The organism is Burkholderia anthinoferrum (assembly GCF_002925705.1).
Classification (GTDB): Bacteria; Pseudomonadota; Gammaproteobacteria; order Burkholderiales; family Burkholderiaceae; genus Burkholderia; species Burkholderia semiarida.
Map to the genome: position 1 here is coordinate 68,356 of NZ_LFZP01000064.1, position 19,486 is coordinate 87,841.

Genomic DNA, 19,486 nt, shown 5'->3' on the forward strand with positions numbered 1-19,486 from the left:
CGCCCGGCTACCCCGGGCCGAGCGCGCGCGGCCGCCGCACCCCGGCGCCGCCATCAAGGAATGTCAGATGAAGACCTCGAACGTTTCGACCGCGGCCGGCGCACGCCGGCGTGCGGTACACGCGATACGCACGGCGTCGCTCGCGGTGCTGGCCGGCCTCGCTCTGTCCGCGTGCGCGCTCGCGCCCGGCATGAGAATGGGCGATCACGCGTTCGTCCAGGAACTGCGCGCGACGCGCGCGCCCGATGCGGCGCCGGGCATCGCACGCGCGGACGCGCCGCCTGCGCGCCTGCCCGTGCCCATCGTGCAGATCGACCCGCAGTTGATCCAGCGCCAGCGCGCCGAGAAGGCGGCCGCGACGGCCGCGCTGTCGGCGCTCGACGCCCCCGCCGCTTCGCGCTATCGGATCGGCCCCGGCGACGTGTTGCAGATCACCGTCTGGGACCATCCGGAGCTGGCCGCCGCCCAGCCCGGCTCGCCGCAGACGCCGCCGCGCGCGGCCGATCCGGTTGCCGGGTTCGTCGTCGACGATCGCGGCAATCTGACGTTTCCGTATGCCGGCAAGCTGAAAGTCGCGGGCCTGAGCGCCGCCGATGCCCAGGCGCGCGTCACGCAGGCGCTCGCGCGCGTCTATCGCGACCCGCAGGTGACGCTGCGCGTCGCGTCGTACCGTTCTCAGCAGGTCTATATCGACGGCGAAGTGCATGCGCCGGGCGCGCAGGCGGTCAACGACGTGCCGATGACGCTCGCCGACGCGCTCGCCCGCGCCGGCGGCTTCACGCCGGCGGCCGACCAGAGCGACGTGACGCTCGTTCGCGACGGTGTGCCGGTGCGCATCGACGTCGCGAAGATGATTCGCGAGCATCGCAATCCGGCCGACATCGTGCTGCGCGGCGGCGATCTGCTGAAGATCGCCGCGCGCGACGACAACGGCGTATACGTGATGGGCGAAGTCAACCGCCCGCTGCGCGCGCTCCCGAAGCGCAACGGCCGCCTCACGCTCGGCGACGCGCTGCTGCAGGCCGGCAGCATCAACTCGAACACGGCGGATGCCGCGCAAATGTTCGTGATCCGCGGCGATGCGCGCGGCACGCCGACCGTATTCCATCTCGATGCGCGCTCGCCGGTCGCGATGGTGCTCGCGAACGAATTCGAGCTGGAACCGAACGACACCGTCTACGTCGACGGCAACGGCCTCGTGCGCTTCAGCCGCGTGCTCGCGCTGCTGTTGCCGAGCGTCAACACGGGCGCCGCCGCCGCGCTGGCAACCAAATGAGCGCGCGCCCGTCCCTGCTCGTCGTGTGCGAAGGCAATCTGTGCCGCAGCCCGATCGCCGCCGCGCTGCTGGCGGCACGGCTGCCGCACGCGACGGTCCGCTCCGCCGGCCTCGCGCCGCGCACCGGCGATCCGGCCGATCCGCTCGCCCGCGCCGTCGCGCGCGAGCTCGGTCTCGATCTCGACGCGCACGTGGCCGGCCCCGTCACGGCCGACCTGTGCCGGTACGCGGACCTGATCCTCGTGATGGACCGCGCGCAGCAGCGCGATGTCGAAGCGCGCCACCTGTTCACGCGCGGCCGCGTGTTTCGCCTCGGCGAGCACGCGATCGCGCCCGGCGGCACGCGCGCCGGCTTCGACGTTCCCGATCCCTATCGCGGCACGCGCGCCGACTTCGTGCGCTGCGCATCGCTGATCGCCGCCGCCGTCGACGGCTGGCGCCCGCTCATCCTCGCGCGCTGGCCCGACCGGCCGGCCGCCCTTTCCCCGTCGACCTCATCATGACCGCATCGCCTTCCCGCGAACCCGCTGCCGAAAGCGAGTTCGATCTCGTTCACGCGCTCGACGTGCTCGGCGGCGCACGCTGGACCATCGCCGCCCTGACCGCCGCCGGGCTCGGCGTCGGCGCGCTGTACGCCTTCCTCGCGCCGCCGACCTATCAGGCCGACCTGATGATCCAGACCGACGACGGCGGCGACAGCGCGGCGAAGAACCTGCTCGGCGACGCCGCGTCGTTCTTCAACGTCAACGCGCCGGCCTCGGCCGAAGCGCAGATTCTGTCGTCCCGGCTCGTGGTGACGCGCGCCGTGGACGATCTGCGCAGCTACATCGTCGCGAAACCGAAGCGCTTTCCGCTGATCGGCGATTTCGTGTCGCGCCTGAACGACGGCGTCGTGCAGCCGGGCCTGCTCGGCATCGGCGGCTATGCATGGGGCCAGGAACGCGCGAACGTCACGCGCTTCGACGTGCCGAGGCGCGCGCAAGGCGACACGTTCAGCCTCACGCGCATCGATGCGCGGCGCTACCGGCTGTCCGGCCGGGATCTGCCCGACGACGCGATCGGCCACATCGGCCGCGCGGAAACCTTTGCCACGCGCCATGGCCCGCTGTCGATCGAGGTCGCCGGCTTCGACGCACTGCCCGGCACGCGCTTTCGCCTGATCCGCAACGGCCGCGCCGACACGATCGACGCGCTGCGCACCGCGCTCGACGTGCAGGAAAAGATCAAGCAGTCGGGCGTGCTCGTCGCGACGCTGCGCGGCGACGATCCGGCTGCGCTGGGCGCAACGCTCAACGCGCTCGCGCAACGCTACGTCGAACAGAACGTCGAGCGCCGCTCCGCGGAGGCCGCGCACTCGCTGGCGTTCCTCCGGGACCAGTTACCGACCGTCAAGCGGCAGCTCGAAGAGGCCGAGCAACGCTATGCGACGCTGCGCAGCAGCGGGCATTCGATCGACCTCGCCGAGGAAGGCAAGCTCGCGCTGCAGCAGGGCGCGGACCTGCAGACCCGCGTGCTCGAACTGCAGCAGAAACGCGACGAGCTGTCGCGGCGGTTCCTGCCGTCGCATCCCGACATGGCCGCGCTCGATGCGCAGCTCGCGACGCTGCGGCATCGGCAGGCCGCGCTCGACACGGATCTCGCGCGGCTGCCGCAGCGGCAGCGCGACGAAGTGCGCGCGCAACTCGACGTGAAGGTCGGCACCGATCTCTACACGGCGCTGCTGAACAACATCCAGCAGCTCGAACTGGTCAAGGCCGGCAAGACCGGCAACGTGCGCGTCGTCGATACGGCCGTCGCGCCGGACGATCCCGTGCGGCCGAACCGTCCGGTCGCGATCGGCGTGGGCGCGCTCGTCGGGCTCGCGCTCGGGATGCTGATCGCGTTCGCCCGCGACTTCCTCTATGGCGGCCTGCGCAGCGTCGACGAGATCGAGCGCCACGCCGGGCTGCCGGTGCTGGCGGTCGTGCCGTCCGCCGCCGGCCAGCGCGCGATGATGCGCGCGATCGAGCGTCAGGACGCCGGCCCGCACCTGCTCGCGCTCGCCGAGCCGTACGAGCCGGCGATCGAAAGCCTGCGCAGCCTGCAGACCGCGCTGCATTTCTCGCTTGCACAGGACGCGCGCCCGGTCGTGCTGATCACGGGGCCGGCGCCGGGCGCCGGCAAGTCGTTCGTCGCGGCGAATTTCGCGGCGGTGCAGGCGGCCGACGGCAAGCGGGTGCTGCTGATCGACGGCGATCTGCGCAAGGGGCGCCTGCATCAGTATTTCGGTGTCGCGCGCGACAACGGCCTTGCCGATGCGCTCGCGGCACGTGCGGCGCACGACGGCATCGTGCATCGCGCGGTCGAGCCGAATCTGGACTTCATCGCGACGGGCGCGTTGCCGCACGCGCCGGCCGCGCTGCTGCAGCGCGAGAGCGTCGGCGCGCTGATCGGGCAATGGCGCGCGCAGTACGACATGGTCGTGATCGACGCGCCGCCGGTGCTTGCCGCCGCCGACGCAAGCTGGCTCGGCAAGCACGCCAGCGCGATCCTGCTGGTCGCGCGCGCGGGCAAGACGAAGGCCGGCGAACTCGCCGAAGCCGCGAAGCGCGTCGCGGGCCACGGCGGCGCGGCGCCCCGCGTCGTGCTGAACGGCATCGACGCGCGCGGCGGGCGCTGCGCGTACGGCACGAAATACGGCGGCTACCGCTACACCGAATACCGCTATGCGAACGAGCCCGAGGACGCGTCCGCGCGCGGCTGGCGCGCGGCGCTGCGCCGCCTGACCGGGAGAGCGGCATGACGGTCGCCGATCTGGCCACGCCCGCCTCCCGACACGGGGCCGCCCATGCGCCCACGCGCGCACCCGAGCGCGCCGGGCCGCCGTTGCGCATCGCGATGGTGGTCGAGGCGGCCGGCGGCGGCGTCGCCGTGCATCTCGTCGACCTGATTGCCGGCCTCCACGCGCGCGCGAACGTCGAGATCCATCTGATCGCGCCGCGCGGCGCGCGTTTCGACGAAGCCATCCTCGCCGACACGCCCCTGCGTTGCGCGTCGTTTCATCGGCTGCCGTTCCGCCGTTCGGTCGGCCTGCACGACGTCGGCGCTGCACGCGCGCTCGCCCGGCTGCTGCACGAGATCGGGCCGGATGTGGTCCACAGCCACAGTTCCAAAGCCGGCGCGCTCGCGCGCCTGTGCGGCGGGCCGTGGAAACAGATCTACACGCCGCACGCCGTGTATACGCTGAACCCGACGCTGTCGGCCGTGAAGCGCCGCGTCTACGGCGGCATCGAGCGCTGGCTCGGCAATCGCCGCTCCGACGCGGTGATCGCCGTCTCCGGCGACGAAGCCGACCACCTGCACGCCCTCGGCATCGCGCGCGACCGGATCCGCACGATCCCGAACGGCGTGACGCCGCCCGCGCTGCTGCCGCGCGAAGCCGCGCGCGCCGCGCTCGGCGTGCCGGACGACGCGTTCGTCATCGGCTTCGTCGGCCGCTTCGATGCGCAGAAGGGCGTCGACCGGCTGGTGCGCATCGCGCGCACGCTCGCCGCGCGCGACGACGGCCGGCTGCACATCGTCGCGATCGGCTCCGGCGACTTCAACCGCGCCGCGGGGGCCGAAGCGGACGACCTGCCGCTGAACCTGCGCGTCGCGGGGCGTATCGACAACGCGCGGCGCTACTTCTCCGCGTTCGACGTGTTCGCGCTGCCGAGCCGCTACGAAGGGTTCCCGTACGTATGCATCGAGGCCGTCGCCGCGCAGGTGCCGATCGTCGCGACCCGCGTCGCGGGCGCGGCCGAACTCGTCGACGGCCACCAGGTCGGCCTGAGCGTCGCCAACGACGACGACCCGCGCGAATTCGCCGCCGCGCTCGCGCATCTCGCCGGCTCTCCGGCACGGCTCGCGAGCATGCGCGAGCAGTGCGCGCTCGCCGCCCGTCATTACTCGGCGGACACGATGGTCGAGCGCACGCTCGCCGTCTACCGCGAACGCCTCGAGGAGGCCCCCCGATGAGCGCCCCCGTTCATGTCGCGCTGCTGCACGCATACAGCACGCGCAATTCCGGCGACGGCCTGCTCGTCGACCTGTCGATCGGCCTGCTGCGTGACGCGTTCGGCCCGCACGTGCGGGTCACCGTGGTCGCCGCCGATCCGGCATCGTTTGCGCATCTGCCCGACGTTCATCCGGCTCCGGTGCTCGCGGCGCGCGGCGCGGCCCGCGTCGTGCAGGCAGGCGCGGCGCCGCTGCCGGTCGCGCTCAATCCTTCGCTCGGCGCGCTCGGCCACCTGCTGGACGGCGTCGACCTGATCGTCGGCGTGGGCGGCGGCTACCTGCGCGCGCGCACCGCGATCGAAGCGCTGAAGCTCGAAGCCGGCCACCTGCTGCAGATGCGGCTCGCGCGCGCCGCGCGCAAGCCGACCGTCTACCTGCCGCAAAGCATCGGGCCCGCGGCGAACCGGCCGTGGCTCGCCGCGCATCTGCGGACGATGCTCGGATCGTTCGACGACGTGTTCGTGCGCGACGACCGGTCGGTCGCCTTCCTCGCCGGCAACGCGAACACGCGCCGCGCGCCGGACCTGGCGGTACTCGAGTTCGCGCGCCGCCACGCCGGCGTCGCCCCGCGTCGCCCGGCCGCGGACACACGGCCCGCGCACATCGCGATCGTGCTGCGCAAGCCGCCCGCGTGGAACGACGCGCAGCGCGCACGCTATCACGCGTCGACCGTCGCGCTGATCGCGCTGCTGCGTCCCGCGTGCCGGTTGACGTTCGCGGTTCAGAGCACCGGCCGCGGCAACGACGACAGCGCGTACTACCGCACGCTCGGCATCGACGCGCCGAGTTCACTCAAGCATGTCCTCGCGCACGACACGCCCGACGCCGTCGTATCGGTGCGCCTGCACGGCGCGCTCGAATCGATCCTGCACGGCGTGCCGGCATACCACCTGAGCTACGAACGCAAGGGTTTCGGCGCATACGCCGATCTCGGCGTGGCCGACTGGGTCGCGAACGCGGCGGACTTCGACGCGGCGGCCGTCGCGCGAACGCTGCTCGCCCCCGGCGCGCTCGCGCGCTTTCGCGACGCGACGCACGGCGGACTGACGCGCCTGCAGTCGGCGCGCGACGCCCTCGTCGCGTCGCTGCGTAACGCCGTGTCCCGGCCGGCCGCGCGATGACGGCGCTCGGCTCCCGGCTCGCGCTGCGCATCGCCGCGCTCGCGATGAAGTTCGCGTTGACGCTCGCGGTCGCGCGCACGCTCGGCTTCGATGCCGTCGCCGCCTACGGCTTCGCCGTCGCCGTGTCGGTCGTCGCGTCGAAAGTGCTCGGGCTCGGCTTCAGCACCGAGCTGAACCGGCGGCTTTCAGGCGATGCGCCGGCGAATGCGATCCGCACCGCGACGCGCGTGTTCGCGCGCTACGGCGTCGTATATGCGGCGCTCTGCGCACCGCTCGCGGTGCCCGGCTGGGCGGCTCGCGTGCTGCACGTCGCGGCGCTGCCCGACCTGCCGCTCGTGCTCGTTGCATTCATCGCATGCGCCGAACACGCGGCGCTCGAAATCAATACCTATCTGTTTTCGCTGCATCGCGCCCGCGTCGCGTCGTGGCTGCTGTTCGTGCGGACCGGCGCGTGGGCCGGCGTCGCGATCGCGGCGCTCGCGGCCGGTGCGATCGGGTCGGTCGACGCGCTGTTCGTGCTGTGGCTGACGGCCGATGTCGCGGTGGTCGCCATCGGCTGGGCGGTCATCTCGCGCATCGCGCGCGCCCAGCCCGCGTCGCGCACCGCGGCCCGCCCGCCCGCGGGCAGCCTGGCGGCCGTGTGGCGCGACGGACTGCCGTTCTTCGTCGCATTGCTGCTGATGTCGGTCCTGCAATATCTGGAGCGCTTCGTCGCGGCCGGCGCGTTGCCGGCCGCCGAACTGGGCCGGTACGTGTTCGTCTGGTCGATCGCGAATGCGATCCAGACCGTCGCGGCGGCGACCGTCGTCGTGGTCGCCGCGCCGCGCTTCGTGAGCGCGCTCGGCGCGGCGCGCGCCGCGTTCCGACGCGAACTCGCCCGCTCGATCGGCGCATCGTTCGCGTTGACGGCCGCCGCCGCCGTCGCGATCGCCACGCTGCACGGGCCGGTTTTCCAGCTCGCGCACCAGCGCGCCGGGACACTGCAGACGGCCGGCCTCGCGATCCTGTCGACGTCGTTCGTGCTGCGCGCGCTCGCCGACGTGCTGTGGGCGGCGGCCGTCGCGCTGCGCGCGGGCCGGCCGGTCGCGCTCGCGATGGTGGCGCTGACGCTCGCCTGCCTGCCGGTGTCGATCGCGCTGGTTCGCGGCCTCGGCGCGCTCGGCGCGGCGTACGCCCATCTCGCCGCGAGCGTCGCGATGACGGCCGCGCTCGCGTGCATCGTCGCGTCGCGCCGTGCCCGCACGGCCGGCGCGTTACCGGGAGCCGCCGATGCTTCGTAAGCTGATGGCAAGCGGGCCGCTGCTGAGCCGTCGGCTCGTCGATGCGATCGCCGCGTGCGTCGCGCTGCTGTATCTCGCGGTCTATGCGAACGCACGGGCGCTGCTGCCCGAGTTCATCTTCCGCGATGCCGACAAGATCGATACGCAGATCAGCGGCGGCGCAACCTACGACGGCACGTCGTTCGATGCGGTCGGCCGCTTCTATCGCGCGCTCGGCGGCGCGGGCACCAGCGTGTTCGTCGCCGCGCTCGGCGTGCTGTTCATCTGGCTCGCGCTGCGGCAAACGCGTCGCGCCGGCTCGCTGTTCGCCAACCTCGTGCTGATCGCACCCTGCCTGTTCTTCAACCTGTTCGTCGCCAGCAAGGACACGCTCGTCGTGCTGATCGCGGTGCTGGTCGCGCTCGCCGCGCGCCGGTTCGGCACGGTGCGCACGCTGGCTATCGCCGTCGTGCTGTATGCCGGCTACGCGGCGCTCATCCGCAGCTATTTCGCGCTGATCGTGCTGTGCGCGGGCAGCGCGTGGGCGTTCCGCCGCGCGCCGTTGCCGCTGAAGATCGTCGCGCTGCTGCTGGCCGGCGCGGCATTCGTCGCGCTGCCCGATTCGGTCTACACGCTGCTTCAGCACCCGCGCGACGTGGCGGTCGACTACCTGGTGTACGAATCGCCGTTCGGCGCGCGGACGAGCTTCTACAATCCGTATCCGCCCGATTCGTTCCTGCATTTCGCCGGCAACTACGCGTACTCGGTCGCGCGGCTCAACCTGCCGATCCTGTTCTCGTTCGACGTGAAGGGCATCGCGATGCAGGGCTTCATCGCGCTCGTGCTCGCATCCGCGTGGCCGCGCGTCGCGCCGCCGGCCGACACGCGCGCCGCGTCGCTGCGCGGCGGCGACACGCTCGCGTGTCTGGTACTCGCGCACGTCGCGGTGTCGATGCTGTTCGAACCCGATCTGGGCAGCTACACACGGCATCTGTCGAGCGTCGCGCTGTTCGCCGCCGTGCTGTGGCCGTTGCGCACCGCTCGTGCGGCGGCCCCGGCCGCGCCGCCGGCCGCGTCAGTCGGGCCCGCGTAGCGGGCCCCGGCGATCGCGCAGCGCCCGCGCCACCGCGTCGAGCGCCGGCTTGGGCGTCCCGTCCGCGCGGACGAGGCCGTAGTTCCGCTGCGCGGCATCCGGCCCGTTCGGCGTGTCGGCCCATTCGTAGATCGAGATCAGCGGCGTCATCGATTCATTCGACGCGGCGAGCACAGTCGTCAGGCGTTTCGCCTGGCGCGCGTCGCCGGCGGGGCCGACCGACGTCGCGCCGTCCTCGGTGATCGCAACCGGCAGCCCATAGCGCGCCTGCACGTCGCGCGCGGCCGCGCGAATCCGCGCCGGCGCCATGCCGTACGCGTGGTACGAAATCGCGTCGACGCATCCGGCCAGCGACGGCACGAGCGGCTTCAGCAGCCGATCCGGCACCGAGCCGGCGAACGGCGCGCGCGAGAATGCGAAGCCGATCACCGGCACATGTGGGCGGCGCTCGCGCAAACGCACGCAGACGGCCCGCATGAACGGCGCGAACGTCGAATCGACCTCGCCGGTGGGCCAGTATTTGTCGAGGTCGGGCTCGTTCCACAGCTCGATGGCCAGCAGTTGCGCGCGGTATCGGTCGGCAAGCCGCGTCACCGTGTCCGCCAGCGTCGCGCCCGCTTCGGCGAGCGCAGCCATGCGCCGTTCGGCCGGCACATCGCGCGGCGCGAGCGGTTCGAGCGTGCGGATGGTCAGCAGCACCGGCAATTGCGCGTCGTGCGCCGCCGCGATCGCGGCATCGACTGCGCGGCGATACGCGGGCCGATCCAGCCGGTCGGTCCAGACGCCGATCCGCACGAAATCGAAGCCGGTGACGCGGATGCGCCGGGCGTCGTCCGCGCTGAACGACGGCAGTTTGACCTGCACGCCCACGAGCGGCGCACCGTCGCGCGACGGCGCCGGCCAATGCGCGCGCGCGCCGGCGCACGCGCATCCGGCCGCCAGCGCGAGCGCGGCGATCAACGGATAGCGAAAGACGACATGCATGGATGTCCTGCGATGAAGCGCGACGTGCCGATGCACGAACACGCGGAAGCGGAAAAAAGGCGCGTCGCGGCGGCCGTCGCGAGCCCGGCGGCGAAGGCCGTCGGCGCCGCATGGATCGCGATCGGCTTCCAGGCGATCCGCCGCCTCGCGGCGAGATCGGACAACGACATGATCGCGCACGCGAGCGACGCGAACGCGACCGGAATCACGCAGATCCGGATCAACGGAATGAAGAGGCCGCCGAGCGGCTGCGGCGCGGCGGCGTCGGCTCGGTACGGATGGTGTCGTTGATCAAGCGTCCTTCTCGCGAAGAAACGGCCGCACGGCGGCCGCCATACGCGTCGAACGCGCACGCGCGAATGCCCGGTGCTCGCATCTGGCAGCGTGATTTTCCGAACGGCAGCCGACATGAAACCGGCTTGCGGCCGCGCCCACCGGCCGCCATGGGACACTCGCGCCTGCACACTCGTCGTGCCGGTGAAAAAGGGGCCGCCCGTGACAGGCGGCCCAACCCAAATCACCCACCGGCGGCCCACTCGCCGCCGACGAATTCATTATTGCGTAACGGCCCGACGACGTGAATCAGCCAGGTCCTATTTCACGCGACGCCGTCGCTCAGAGCAGCAACAGCGCACCCGTCGCGACCAGCGTCGGCCCGATCGCCGCGGCGAGCAGGCCGGCCACGCTGACCGATTCGTCCGCGAAGCCGCGTCGCACGATCGCGAGCCCGGCGGGATTCGGCACGTTGGCGATCACCGTCAGGCCGCCGCCCGCGACGGCGCCCGACACCAGCATGTATTTCGCGCCGTCGGGCATGCCGGCGATCAGCGAGCCGAGATAGGTGATCGCCGCGTTGTCCATCACGGCGGTCAGGCCGAGCGCGCCGGCATAGAGCGCGTACGCGTCCATCGATGCGACGATCGGCTGCAGCCACCACTGCTGCAGGCCGCCGAGCACGACGAGCCCGCCGAGGAAGAACGCGACGAGCAGGCTCTCGCGCAGCATCAGCGGCGACTGATAGCGTTCGTACGCGGCCGTGAAGCCGAGAAAGAACAGCAGCAGACCGATGAACACGGCCGGATGATGCGCGCCGAGCACGACGCCGACCAGAAAACCGACGTGAACGAGCGTCACGCCCGCCGGCACCCGCTCGCCCTGCGCCGCCGACGCGACCGCCGGCGCGCCGGCCAGCGCACCGTACGCCATCGGCAGGGCCCCGCGCATCACGCCACGCATCACGCGCCGATTCACGAGCCCGGGCACACGCTCGTGCACGCCGGAAATCGACCCGCCCGGCTGCACGTCCGCCCCTGCCGCGGTTACGCCACGGCCGTCACCGCGCGCTCCGCGTCGAAGAACGTTGCCCGCGCAACCTCATCCGCACGCGCATACGCGCGGTTCACGCCGCTGATCACCGCACGGATCGACGCGGTCGTCAGGTTCGCGTCGACGCCGACGCCGAACGCGCTGCCGCGCACGCCCGTGCCGGCCAGCTCGGCGATCGCGATCGCCTTCGCATCGGCGCCCTGCGACAGCGCGCGTTCCTCGTAATGCTGGATCCGCAGCGGCGTGCGCAGCGCATGCATCAGCGCGTCGAGCGGGCCGTTGCCCTCGCCGCGCAGCACACGGCGCTCGCCGTGCACATCCGCGGTCAGCACGATCGTCTCGCGGCCGTCGCGCTCGGTCAGCTCATGGCCGACATAGCGCAGCGGCGTGGCGCTTTCGACGTATTCCTGCTGGAACAGCGACCAGATCTGCGCGCTCGTCACCTCGTGCCCGCTGTCGTCGGTCAGGCGCTGCACGGCCGCGCTGAAATCGACCTGCATGCGGCGCGGCAGCGCAACGCCGTAACCCTGTTCGAGCAGATACGCGATACCGCCCTTGCCCGACTGGCTGTTCACGCGAATGATCGAATCGTACGTGCGGCCGAGGTCGCTCGGATCGATCGGCAGGTACGGCATTTCCCATACGGCGTCGGCGCGCTGTACCGCGAAGCCCTTCTTGATCGCGTCCTGGTGCGAACCGGAGAACGCGGTGAACACGAGATCGCCGACGTACGGATGGCGCGGGTGGATCGGCAACTGCGTACATTCCTCGGCCGTGCGCGCGACTTCGTTGATCCGCGAGAAATCGAGACCCGGATCGACGCCCTGCGTGTACAGGTTCAGCGCGAGCGTCACGAGATCGACGTTGCCCGTGCGTTCGCCGTTGCCGAACAGGCAGCCCTCGATCCGGTCGGCGCCCGCCATCACCGCGAGCTCGGCCGCCGCGACCGCGGTGCCGCGGTCGTTGTGCGGGTGCACGGACAGGATCAGCGAATCGCGGCGCGCGAGATTCCGGTGCATCCATTCGATCTGGTCCGCATAGTAATTCGGCGTGCCGATTTCCACCGTGGCCGGCAGGTTCACGATCGACTTGCGCTCGGGCGTCGGCTGCCATACGTCGAACACCGCATCGCAGACTTCCTTCGCGAAATCGAGTTCGGTCGCCGTAAACGTTTCCGGGCTGTACTGCAGCGTGAATTGAGTGTCGGTCGCCGCGTCGGCGCAGCGCTTGATCGTGCGCGCCGCGTTCACCGCGAGCTGCTTCACGCCGTCGCGGTCGAGGCCGAACACGATCTTGCGGAATTCCGGCGCGGTCGCGTTGTACAGGTGGACGATCGCGCGCTTCGCGCCGCGCAGCGATGCGAAGGTGCGCTCGATCAGGTCGTCGCGCGCCTGCGTGAGCACTTCGATCGTCACGTCGTCGGGAATGTGGCCGCCTTCGATCAGTTCGCGAACGAAGTTGAAATCGGTTTCCGACGCGGACGGGAACGCGACCTCGATCTCCTTGAAGCCGATCGCCACCAGCGTCTTGAACATCCGCATCTTGCGCGCGCCGTCCATCGGCTCGAACAGCGCCTGGTTGCCGTCGCGCAGGTCGGTGCTCATCCAGATCGGCGCCTGCGTGATCGTGCGCGACGGCCACGTGCGGTCGGGCAGGTTGACGGGCATGAACGGTCGGTATTTCGTCGCGGGGTTCTTCAGCATCATGATGTCGGTCCTCGGTCTGTTCGTCGGTAAAGCGCGGCGCGGCGGCCATCGGCGTCAGGCGCCGGCTGCCCGCGCAGCGGTGAAAACGGCAGGAAAAGCGGTAACAAAGCGGCACAACGGCAAAGCGGTACGGCAAACGACGGCCTTGACGGTTGAGCGACCGGGACGAAGCGGAGAGACGACGAAGGAAAGACGAACTCAGGCGCCGGTCGACAACCGGGGCCAGGTCGGTGATGCGGGGAAAATCTGGCGCTTCAGGAAAGAAGCAGATGGAAAGCGCGCAGCCGCAGACCCAGCCCGGAGAAGCGGGCTAGTAGTCGTAGCGGGAAGAGGAACTGGGCGGCGTGCATGACCGGCATCAAATCACAGGGCAGCCACGGCTGTCAACCGGGCGCAGAATCAGTCCAGTCCGATAGGCGCCGGCATCCTCCGTGGCTATGCTTCACGGGTGCGGCACCGGTGAAGTCCTATTCATGTTCGGAGTGAGTCGGTCCAGCCTCTTCGCCAGTCGCCGCACACTCCTCCCTTGCAATCGCGCTTCGGTGTGGGCGTTCGACGGTGGCCGGTGGGCGCGGCCACGACAGAGATACCGATGTTGAAACGAAACGCTGCCATATGCGAACGCCGAGCGTCTGCTCCGAAGCGCGATTGCTTCCCCCGCCGCCTCCCCGCTCGCGCATCGTTCACGAAAACGATATACGCATCGATATAGTTTCCCGAATATATCGAAATCGCGCTCATTAAAAACATTTCACTCAATCGATTAGCCTGCCTTTTCGATTTCCTGAACAATAACCATTCTCGTTCGAATATTTTTTTATTTATTTTTCGTCATGCTCTGTACGTCGCGTTTCAAACGGCAAACGTTTGCGCGGCAAGGTTCACGCCTTATCCAATACTTATCAGGAGGCAAGCATGGCCGATTCTCAAACGTCATCCAACCGCGCCGGCGAGTTTTCGATTCCACCGAATACCGATTTCCGCGCGATTTTCTTCGCGAATGCCGCCGAGCAACAGCACATCAAGCTGTTTATCGGCGACAGCAAGGAACCCGCCGCGTATCACAAGCTGACGACGCGCGACGGCCCGCGTGAAGCCACGCTGAATTCGGGCAACGGCAAGATCCGTTTCGAAGTGTCGGTGAACGGCAAGCCGTCGGCCACCGACGCGCGCCTCGCGCCGATCACCGGCAAGAAGTCGGACGGCTCGCCGTTCACGGTCAACTTCGGCATCGTCGTATCGGAAGACGGCCACGACAGCGACTACAACGACGGCATCGTCGTGCTCCAGTGGCCGATCGGCTGACCTGACGCACGATCGACGGCCGTCCCCGCCGGTGGCCTCCATGGCGGCCGGCGGGTTGCGCCGCGTTCGGCGGGCCCCGCCTGATCCAGCCCCCCTCATCATCGGAGACTTTCATGCCGCTCCTTTCGGCTTCGATCGTCAGCGCACCCGTCGCGACATCGGAGACTTACGTCGACATCCCGGGCCTCTACATCGACATCGCGAAGGCCGGGATTCGCGACGGGAAACTGCAGGTCATCCTCAACGTGCCGACGCCTTACGCGACCGGCAACAACTTCCCCGGCATCTATTTCGCGATCGCGACGAACAAGGGCACCGTCGCGGACGGCTGCTTCACCTATTCGTCGAAGGTGCCGGAGGCAACCGGCCGCATGCCGTTCACGCTCGTCGCGACGATCGACGTCGGCAACGGCGTCACGTTCGTGAAGGGCCAGTGGAAGAGCGTGCGCGGCAGCGCGATGCACATCGATTCGTACGCGAGCCTTTCCGCGATCGGGGAGACAGCCGCTCCCCCGTCGTCGCAAGGCGGCGGCAACCAGGGCGCCGAAACCGGGGGCCCGGGGGCCGGCACCGTCGGCGGCGGCGGCGAGCGCGACGGCACGTTCAACCTGCCGCCGAACATCAAGTTCGGCGTCACCGCGCTCACCAACGCGGCGAACGACCAGACGATCGACATCTACATTGACGACAACCCGAAACCCGCCGCGACGTTCAAGGGCGCCGGCGTCCACGACCAGAACCTCGGCACGAAGGTGCTCGATTCCGGCAACGGGCGCGTGCGCGTGATCGTGATGGCGAACGGCAGGCCGTCGCGGCTCGGCTCGCGACAGGTCGACATTTTCAAGAAGTCGTACTTCGGGATCGTCGGATCGGAAGACGGCGCCGACGACGATTACAACGACGGCATCGTGTTCCTGAACTGGCCGCTGGGTTGATCGGCGGCCGTCACGAACGATCGCAATGGCGACGGGCACGACCACGCATTGCGCATCGTTCGGGCAGTCATTTGCAGTCCCACGCTTTGCTCCGCGCGCGGCCCGGTGAAATCCGTTCACCGGGCCGCGCGATGCGAGACCTTCCATCGAGACGAGGACGACATGTCACAACCCTTTACCCACGACGACCTGTACGCACTGCTGCAACTCGCGGGCAACGACGCCACCGCCGTGCAGGCCAACGGCGATCAGGCCGTGCTCGACCGGATGCGCCAGTTCATGACCGCGCAGCTCGTCGAGAAACTGCCGCAATACGACGTGTTCGTCGATATCGCGACGATCCCGTACAGCTTCGACGTCGGCAGTTGGCAGAACAAGGTGAAAACCGATGCGGCAGGCCAGGTCGTCGCGTGCACGGTGACGTGGGCCGGCGCGCCGGGCGTGCTGCCCGGCGCCGCGGCGAAGTTCGGCGTCGGCGCGGTGGTCAATTACTTTTCGAAGGCGACGCCGCAACCCGTGCAGCCGGAGCCCGTGCCGAGCGGCGGCGGCGAACGCGACGGCGTCTTCAACCTGCCGCCGAACATCGCGTTCGGCGTGACCGCGCTGGTCAATTCGTCGTCCCCGCAGACGATCGAGGTCTTCGTCGACGACAACCCGAAACCGGCCGCGACGTTCCAGGGCGCCGGCACGCAGGACGCGAACCTGAACACGCAGATCGTGAACTCGGGCAAGGGGAAGGTGCGGGTGGTCGTGACGGCGAACGGCAAACCGTCGAAGATCGGCTCGCGTCAGGTCGACATCTTCAAGAAGACCTACTTCGGGCTGGTCGGATCGGAAGATGGCGGCGACGGCGACTACAACGACGGCATCGCGATCCTGAACTGGCCGCTGGGCTGAGTCGCGTCAGCCCGACGAGCGTCGCCACGCCGCCCGGCGTGGCGATGGGAAACGTTCCAGGGACGGGCCTGCCCCGTCCCGGTTCTTGAAGTTGTTGGTTATCAGCCGAGCCGTTTCGCGAAACCGTGCCGCCTTGCGCTATCTCGATCGCCGCGCCTCGCCGTCACCACGCCCACCGCACGCCCGCATTCCCGGTGATCGTGCGCTGATGCTCGCCGCCGAGATTCGTCAAATAGCTGACCGTCGCATACACGCTGCCGCGCTTCGTCAGCTGTGCGACGAGCCCCGCGCCGATCTGCCCGGCCGTCTGCCCGATCTGCGTGCCGATCGCCGTCGAGCCGCCGAACGTCGTCTTGTCGTCGGCGCCAAATGCGCGCAGCACGTTCACGCGCAGGTACGGCTTCCAGTTCACGCCGCTCGCGTCGAACGCGTATTGCAGCCGCGCGCCGATCCGGCCGAGGAATGTGTTGCCGTTGTTCCACGCGACGCTCGACACGCCGTCGTCGAAGCGATCGAGCGACAGCCATTGCCACACGAGCTGCGCCTGCGGCTCGAGCGTCAGTCCGTTGCCGAGCGCGATCGGCAGCCCGGCTTCGATGGAGCCGGTGAACGCGTTGCCGTTCGTCGAGCCGTTCACGTTGTCGTTCGAATGCGAGCGCACGGTCAGCGCGCTGCCCATCAGCACGGCGTCCGTGTACCAGCCGCCCGGGCCGATGTGCGTCCAGTAGCCGCCGAGGTTGTACGCATTGACCTGCAGCGAGCCCACGCTCAGATCGGGCTGCGCGAGCGCGAAGCCGTTCACGTCGCCGACCGCGCGCGAGAAGCCGACGAAGAAGCCGTAGTGATTGCGATGCCCGCTGGCGGTCGTATCGGCGTAAAGATCCTGGCCCACCTGCATCCCCCATACGGCGCCGTCGAACGACGGCGTCGCGTCGCCCTTCTGCTTGATGTTGCCGTGGCCGCCCCATACGCGGGCCCACGACGCGGGCACCGAACCGTTTTCGGCCAGCAAGCCCTGCTCGCCCTGCCGGTCATGGAACGTGTCGATCTGCAGCAAGCCGAGCTGGCGCGCGATGGCCGGCGCTTCCGCGTACAGCGGCACTTCCGGGCGGTAGATCGGTTCCGGATTGCCGCCGGTGCCCGCATGGTCGACCGCTTCGACGATCGATTCCGGCGTGCCTTCGGCGGCCGTGATCGGCGGCTCGGCGGGCGGCGTCGGCTGGCCGGGATGAGCGACGGGCGATTGCGGCTTCGGCGGCACCGTGTTGCGCAGGTACCAGTTGTCGCCCGTGCCGGTCGATGCACCGCCCTTCGCGAGGAAATACGTATAGGCGCCCGCGCTGACCGTCCCGCCGGACAACGAGAACGCGCCCGCGCTCGTCGTCGCGCCGTTCGCGGCCTGCACGACCTGGATGCCGTCGCCCGTCGTCTGCGCGCCCGCGCCGCCGACGTTCGTCACCTTCAGCGTGCTCGCGCCGCTCGCCGTGCCGCCGCTGACGACGAGTTTGTCCGACGGCGCGCCATCGCCGGCAAGCGTCGTGTTGAGCGCGAGCGTCGCGTTCTGGCCGACGTAGTTGCCCGCGACCGTCAGCGTGTTGCCCACGCCGCTGCCGCCGAGCTGCACGAGCCCCGCGTTGGTCAGGTTGCCGTTGATCCGGAAACTGCCGGTCGCGCCGCCGCCCAGGCTCGCCAGCGCGTTCGCGACCGACAGCGTGCCGTTGTTCGTCATGTTGCCCGTCACGCTGCCGTAGCCGCCGAGCGCGGCGCCCGCCGCCACGATCACCGGCCCGCCGCCGCCCAGCGTCGCCGACGCGCTCGTCGCGTCACCGACGATCACGGTGCCCGCATTGACGTTCGTGCCGCCCGTGTAGCCGTTCGTGCCGTTCATCGTCAGCGTGCCGCTGCCGAGCTTCGTCAGCGAGCCCGCACCCGTGACGCCCTGCGTCAGCGTCGAGTTGAAGCCCTGCGTATCGATCGTGCCATTGTTCGCCGTGACCGATACCGCCCGGCTCGAAGCGACGTTGAACGCGCTGCCGAGTTGCAGCGTGCCGCCATTGAACGCGAGCCCGCCCGACGCCGCGCCGAGCGCAGTGTCCGCGGCCACCGACAGCGTGCCCTGCGTGATCGTCGTGCCGCCCGAATAGGTGTTGCCGCCGGCCGATGAAGGCGCCATCGTCAGCGTGCCCGCACCGGTTTTCTCCACCGCGCCCGAACCGCCGATCGTGCCCGTGTACGCGCCAGCGCCGTCCTGCTGGAAGCGCACGAGCCCGTTGTCGGTGACGGACAGCGGCAGGTTCGACGCATTCGCCTGTAGCGTCGCGCCCGCGTCGACGGTCGCGACGACCGATGCCGTCGTCGTGCCGAGCGTGCCCGTGAGGTTCAGCGTGCCGCTTCGCACGAGCGCCGTCGAGAACGTACCGGTGCCGGCCCACGTCCAGTCGGTGCCGGCCATCGTCAGGCTCTGGAAATTCGCGAACGCGTTCGATGCGGTGCCCGTGCCTTGCAACGTCACGGTGTTGGCGCCCGCGCCGCCGTTGGCCGTGCCGACGATCTGCGAGCCCGTCTGCAGGATCAGCGTCACGTTGCCGTTGCCGCCCTGGATCGCGGTGCCGCCACCGCCCTGGATCAGCCCCGCGTTGGTGATCGTCGTCGCGCCGTTGGTCGAGCGCACGCCGATCCCGTTGTTGCTGATGATCCTGCCGCCGGCCTGGTTCGTGATCGTCGCGGTGAACGAGCCGCCGAGCGTGTTCGACACGACCGCGTCGACGCTGCCGCCGCTCGTCGCGGTGCCCGTCGTCTGGATCGTGCCGCTGTTGACCAGCGTGTCGTTGTTGCCCTGCATGTAGACGGCCGGCGCATCGCGGCCATTCGACGTCAGCGTGCCGCTGTTGGTGATCGTGCCGTTGCCCCCGAGCAGCGACGCCGCACGCGCGTTGTTGCCGGACGTCGTCACGGTGCCCGTGTTGACGATCCGATTGCCCGACGCGCCGGGATTGCTTTGCCCCCATGCGGCCGTCATCCCGTACGCGTTGTTGCCGGTGGTCGTGATCGTGCCGTTGTTGACGAGCGTGTTGTCGTTGCCGTTCGCGGCCATCCCGTCGTTGTAGGTGCCCGACGTCGAAATCACGCCGGTCGCGCCGTTGGTGAGCGTGTTGCCGTTGTTCACGCCGAGCAGCACCGCGCCGCGGTTCGCGACGCCCGTGCCGTTGCCCGACATCGACAGGTTGCCGTTGTTGGTGATCGTGCTTGATGTGTCGACGGAGAACGGGGTCGGCGCGGACGTCAGCACGTAGCCGCCCGTCACGGTCGAATCGAGGTTGATCGTCACGTTGGTGCTGCCGCCCGTGGCCACGACCGACGGTGCGTTCGCGCCGGTACACGTGACCGTCGTTCCGCTGCCCGGCGCGGTAGCCGAGCACGCCGCATACGCACTGACCGGCACCGCGCCGCTCAGGATCGCCATTCCGCCCAAACCCAGATTCCACGCCTTTCTTTTCATTTTTCCGCTCGCATTTATTGGTGACGTTATTGCTGCAAATCGGTGCGTGG

At 69.7% G+C, this 19,486-nt stretch carries 14 protein-coding genes and 1 pseudogene; 10 read left to right on the top strand and 5 right to left on the bottom strand.

The window, feature by feature from the left end; all coding sequences use genetic code 11:
* Nucleotides 1–67 precede the first annotated feature (67 nt).
* The 7 genes from C5F75_RS30345 to C5F75_RS30375 are packed head-to-tail and all read left to right on the top strand — an operon-like array spanning nucleotide 68 to nucleotide 8,784.
* On the top strand, nucleotides 68–1,276 hold the full coding sequence (locus C5F75_RS30345; RefSeq protein ID WP_059574698.1) for a polysaccharide biosynthesis/export family protein: 1,209 nt from the start codon (nucleotides 68–70) through the stop codon (nucleotides 1,274–1,276).
* The gene (locus C5F75_RS30350; RefSeq protein ID WP_059574699.1) at nucleotides 1,273–1,779 is read left to right on the top strand and encodes a low molecular weight protein-tyrosine-phosphatase; all 507 of its coding nucleotides are present in this window, start codon (nucleotides 1,273–1,275) and stop codon (nucleotides 1,777–1,779) included. The genes C5F75_RS30345 and C5F75_RS30350 overlap by 4 nt, the downstream gene beginning before the upstream one ends.
* Nucleotides 1,776–4,058, top strand: coding sequence for a polysaccharide biosynthesis tyrosine autokinase (locus tag C5F75_RS30355; RefSeq protein ID WP_059608926.1), 2,283 nt, complete (start codon nucleotides 1,776–1,778; stop codon nucleotides 4,056–4,058). Before C5F75_RS30350 ends, C5F75_RS30355 begins: the two co-directional genes overlap by 4 nt.
* Nucleotides 4,055–5,272: a glycosyltransferase gene (locus C5F75_RS30360; protein WP_059608927.1), complete on the top strand. Its 1,218-nt coding sequence runs from the start codon at nucleotides 4,055–4,057 to the stop codon at nucleotides 5,270–5,272. Before C5F75_RS30355 ends, C5F75_RS30360 begins: the two co-directional genes overlap by 4 nt.
* Nucleotides 5,269–6,432, top strand: coding sequence for a polysaccharide pyruvyl transferase family protein (locus C5F75_RS30365; RefSeq protein WP_089465907.1), 1,164 nt, complete (start codon nucleotides 5,269–5,271; stop codon nucleotides 6,430–6,432). The genes C5F75_RS30360 and C5F75_RS30365 overlap by 4 nt, the downstream gene beginning before the upstream one ends.
* The gene (locus tag C5F75_RS30370) at nucleotides 6,429–7,712 is read left to right on the top strand and encodes a polysaccharide biosynthesis protein (protein WP_104013198.1); all 1,284 of its coding nucleotides are present in this window, start codon (nucleotides 6,429–6,431) and stop codon (nucleotides 7,710–7,712) included. The genes C5F75_RS30365 and C5F75_RS30370 overlap by 4 nt, the downstream gene beginning before the upstream one ends.
* Complete coding sequence (locus C5F75_RS30375) at nucleotides 7,702–8,784, top strand: hypothetical protein (RefSeq protein WP_059574800.1); 1,083 nt, start codon at nucleotides 7,702–7,704, stop codon at nucleotides 8,782–8,784. Before C5F75_RS30370 ends, C5F75_RS30375 begins: the two co-directional genes overlap by 11 nt.
* On the opposite strand, the gene C5F75_RS30380 is transcribed toward C5F75_RS30375, so the two are convergent.
* From C5F75_RS30380 to leuA, 4 genes and pseudogenes are all read right to left on the bottom strand, one after another.
* A complete protein-coding gene (locus C5F75_RS30380) occupies nucleotides 8,767–9,768 on the bottom strand; it encodes a glycoside hydrolase family protein (protein WP_059574705.1) in 1,002 nt (333 codons plus the stop codon). The genes C5F75_RS30375 and C5F75_RS30380 overlap by 18 nt on opposite strands.
* Nucleotides 9,741–10,178: a cation:dicarboxylate symporter family transporter gene (locus tag C5F75_RS37720; protein WP_143328770.1), complete on the bottom strand. Its 438-nt coding sequence runs from the start codon at nucleotides 10,176–10,178 to the stop codon at nucleotides 9,741–9,743. Before C5F75_RS37720 ends, C5F75_RS30380 begins: the two co-directional genes overlap by 28 nt.
* Nucleotides 10,179–10,383: 205 nt before the next feature.
* A pseudogene (locus C5F75_RS30390) lies at nucleotides 10,384–11,007 on the bottom strand (putative Na+/H+ antiporter); the annotation flags it as partial.
* 80 nt (nucleotides 11,008–11,087) lie between these two features.
* Complete coding sequence (leuA, locus tag C5F75_RS30395; protein ID WP_059574803.1) at nucleotides 11,088–12,797, bottom strand: 2-isopropylmalate synthase; 1,710 nt, start codon at nucleotides 12,795–12,797, stop codon at nucleotides 11,088–11,090.
* A gap of 918 nt (nucleotides 12,798–13,715) precedes the next feature.
* On the opposite strand from leuA, the gene C5F75_RS30400 reads away from it, so the two are divergent.
* The 3 genes from C5F75_RS30400 to C5F75_RS30410 all read left to right on the top strand — a co-directional run bounded on the left by C5F75_RS30400 (nucleotide 13,716) and on the right by C5F75_RS30410 (nucleotide 15,937).
* On the top strand, nucleotides 13,716–14,105 hold the full coding sequence (locus C5F75_RS30400; RefSeq protein WP_059574709.1) for a fucose-binding lectin II: 390 nt from the start codon (nucleotides 13,716–13,718) through the stop codon (nucleotides 14,103–14,105).
* Between the two features lie 113 nt (nucleotides 14,106–14,218).
* Nucleotides 14,219–15,040, top strand: a complete 822-nt coding sequence (locus C5F75_RS30405; protein ID WP_059574711.1) for a fucose-binding lectin II — start codon at nucleotides 14,219–14,221, stop codon at nucleotides 15,038–15,040.
* A 162-nt stretch (nucleotides 15,041–15,202) separates the two neighbouring features.
* On the top strand, nucleotides 15,203–15,937 hold the full coding sequence (locus C5F75_RS30410) for a fucose-binding lectin II (protein ID WP_059574713.1): 735 nt from the start codon (nucleotides 15,203–15,205) through the stop codon (nucleotides 15,935–15,937).
* 163 nt (nucleotides 15,938–16,100) lie between these two features.
* Here the strand turns inward: C5F75_RS30410 and C5F75_RS30415 are convergent, their stop codons facing one another.
* Nucleotides 16,101–19,400 (bottom strand): autotransporter outer membrane beta-barrel domain-containing protein, encoded by a 3,300-nt coding sequence (locus C5F75_RS30415; protein WP_059574715.1) that lies wholly within the window; start codon nucleotides 19,398–19,400, stop codon nucleotides 16,101–16,103.
* Nucleotides 19,401–19,486 lie beyond the last annotated feature (86 nt).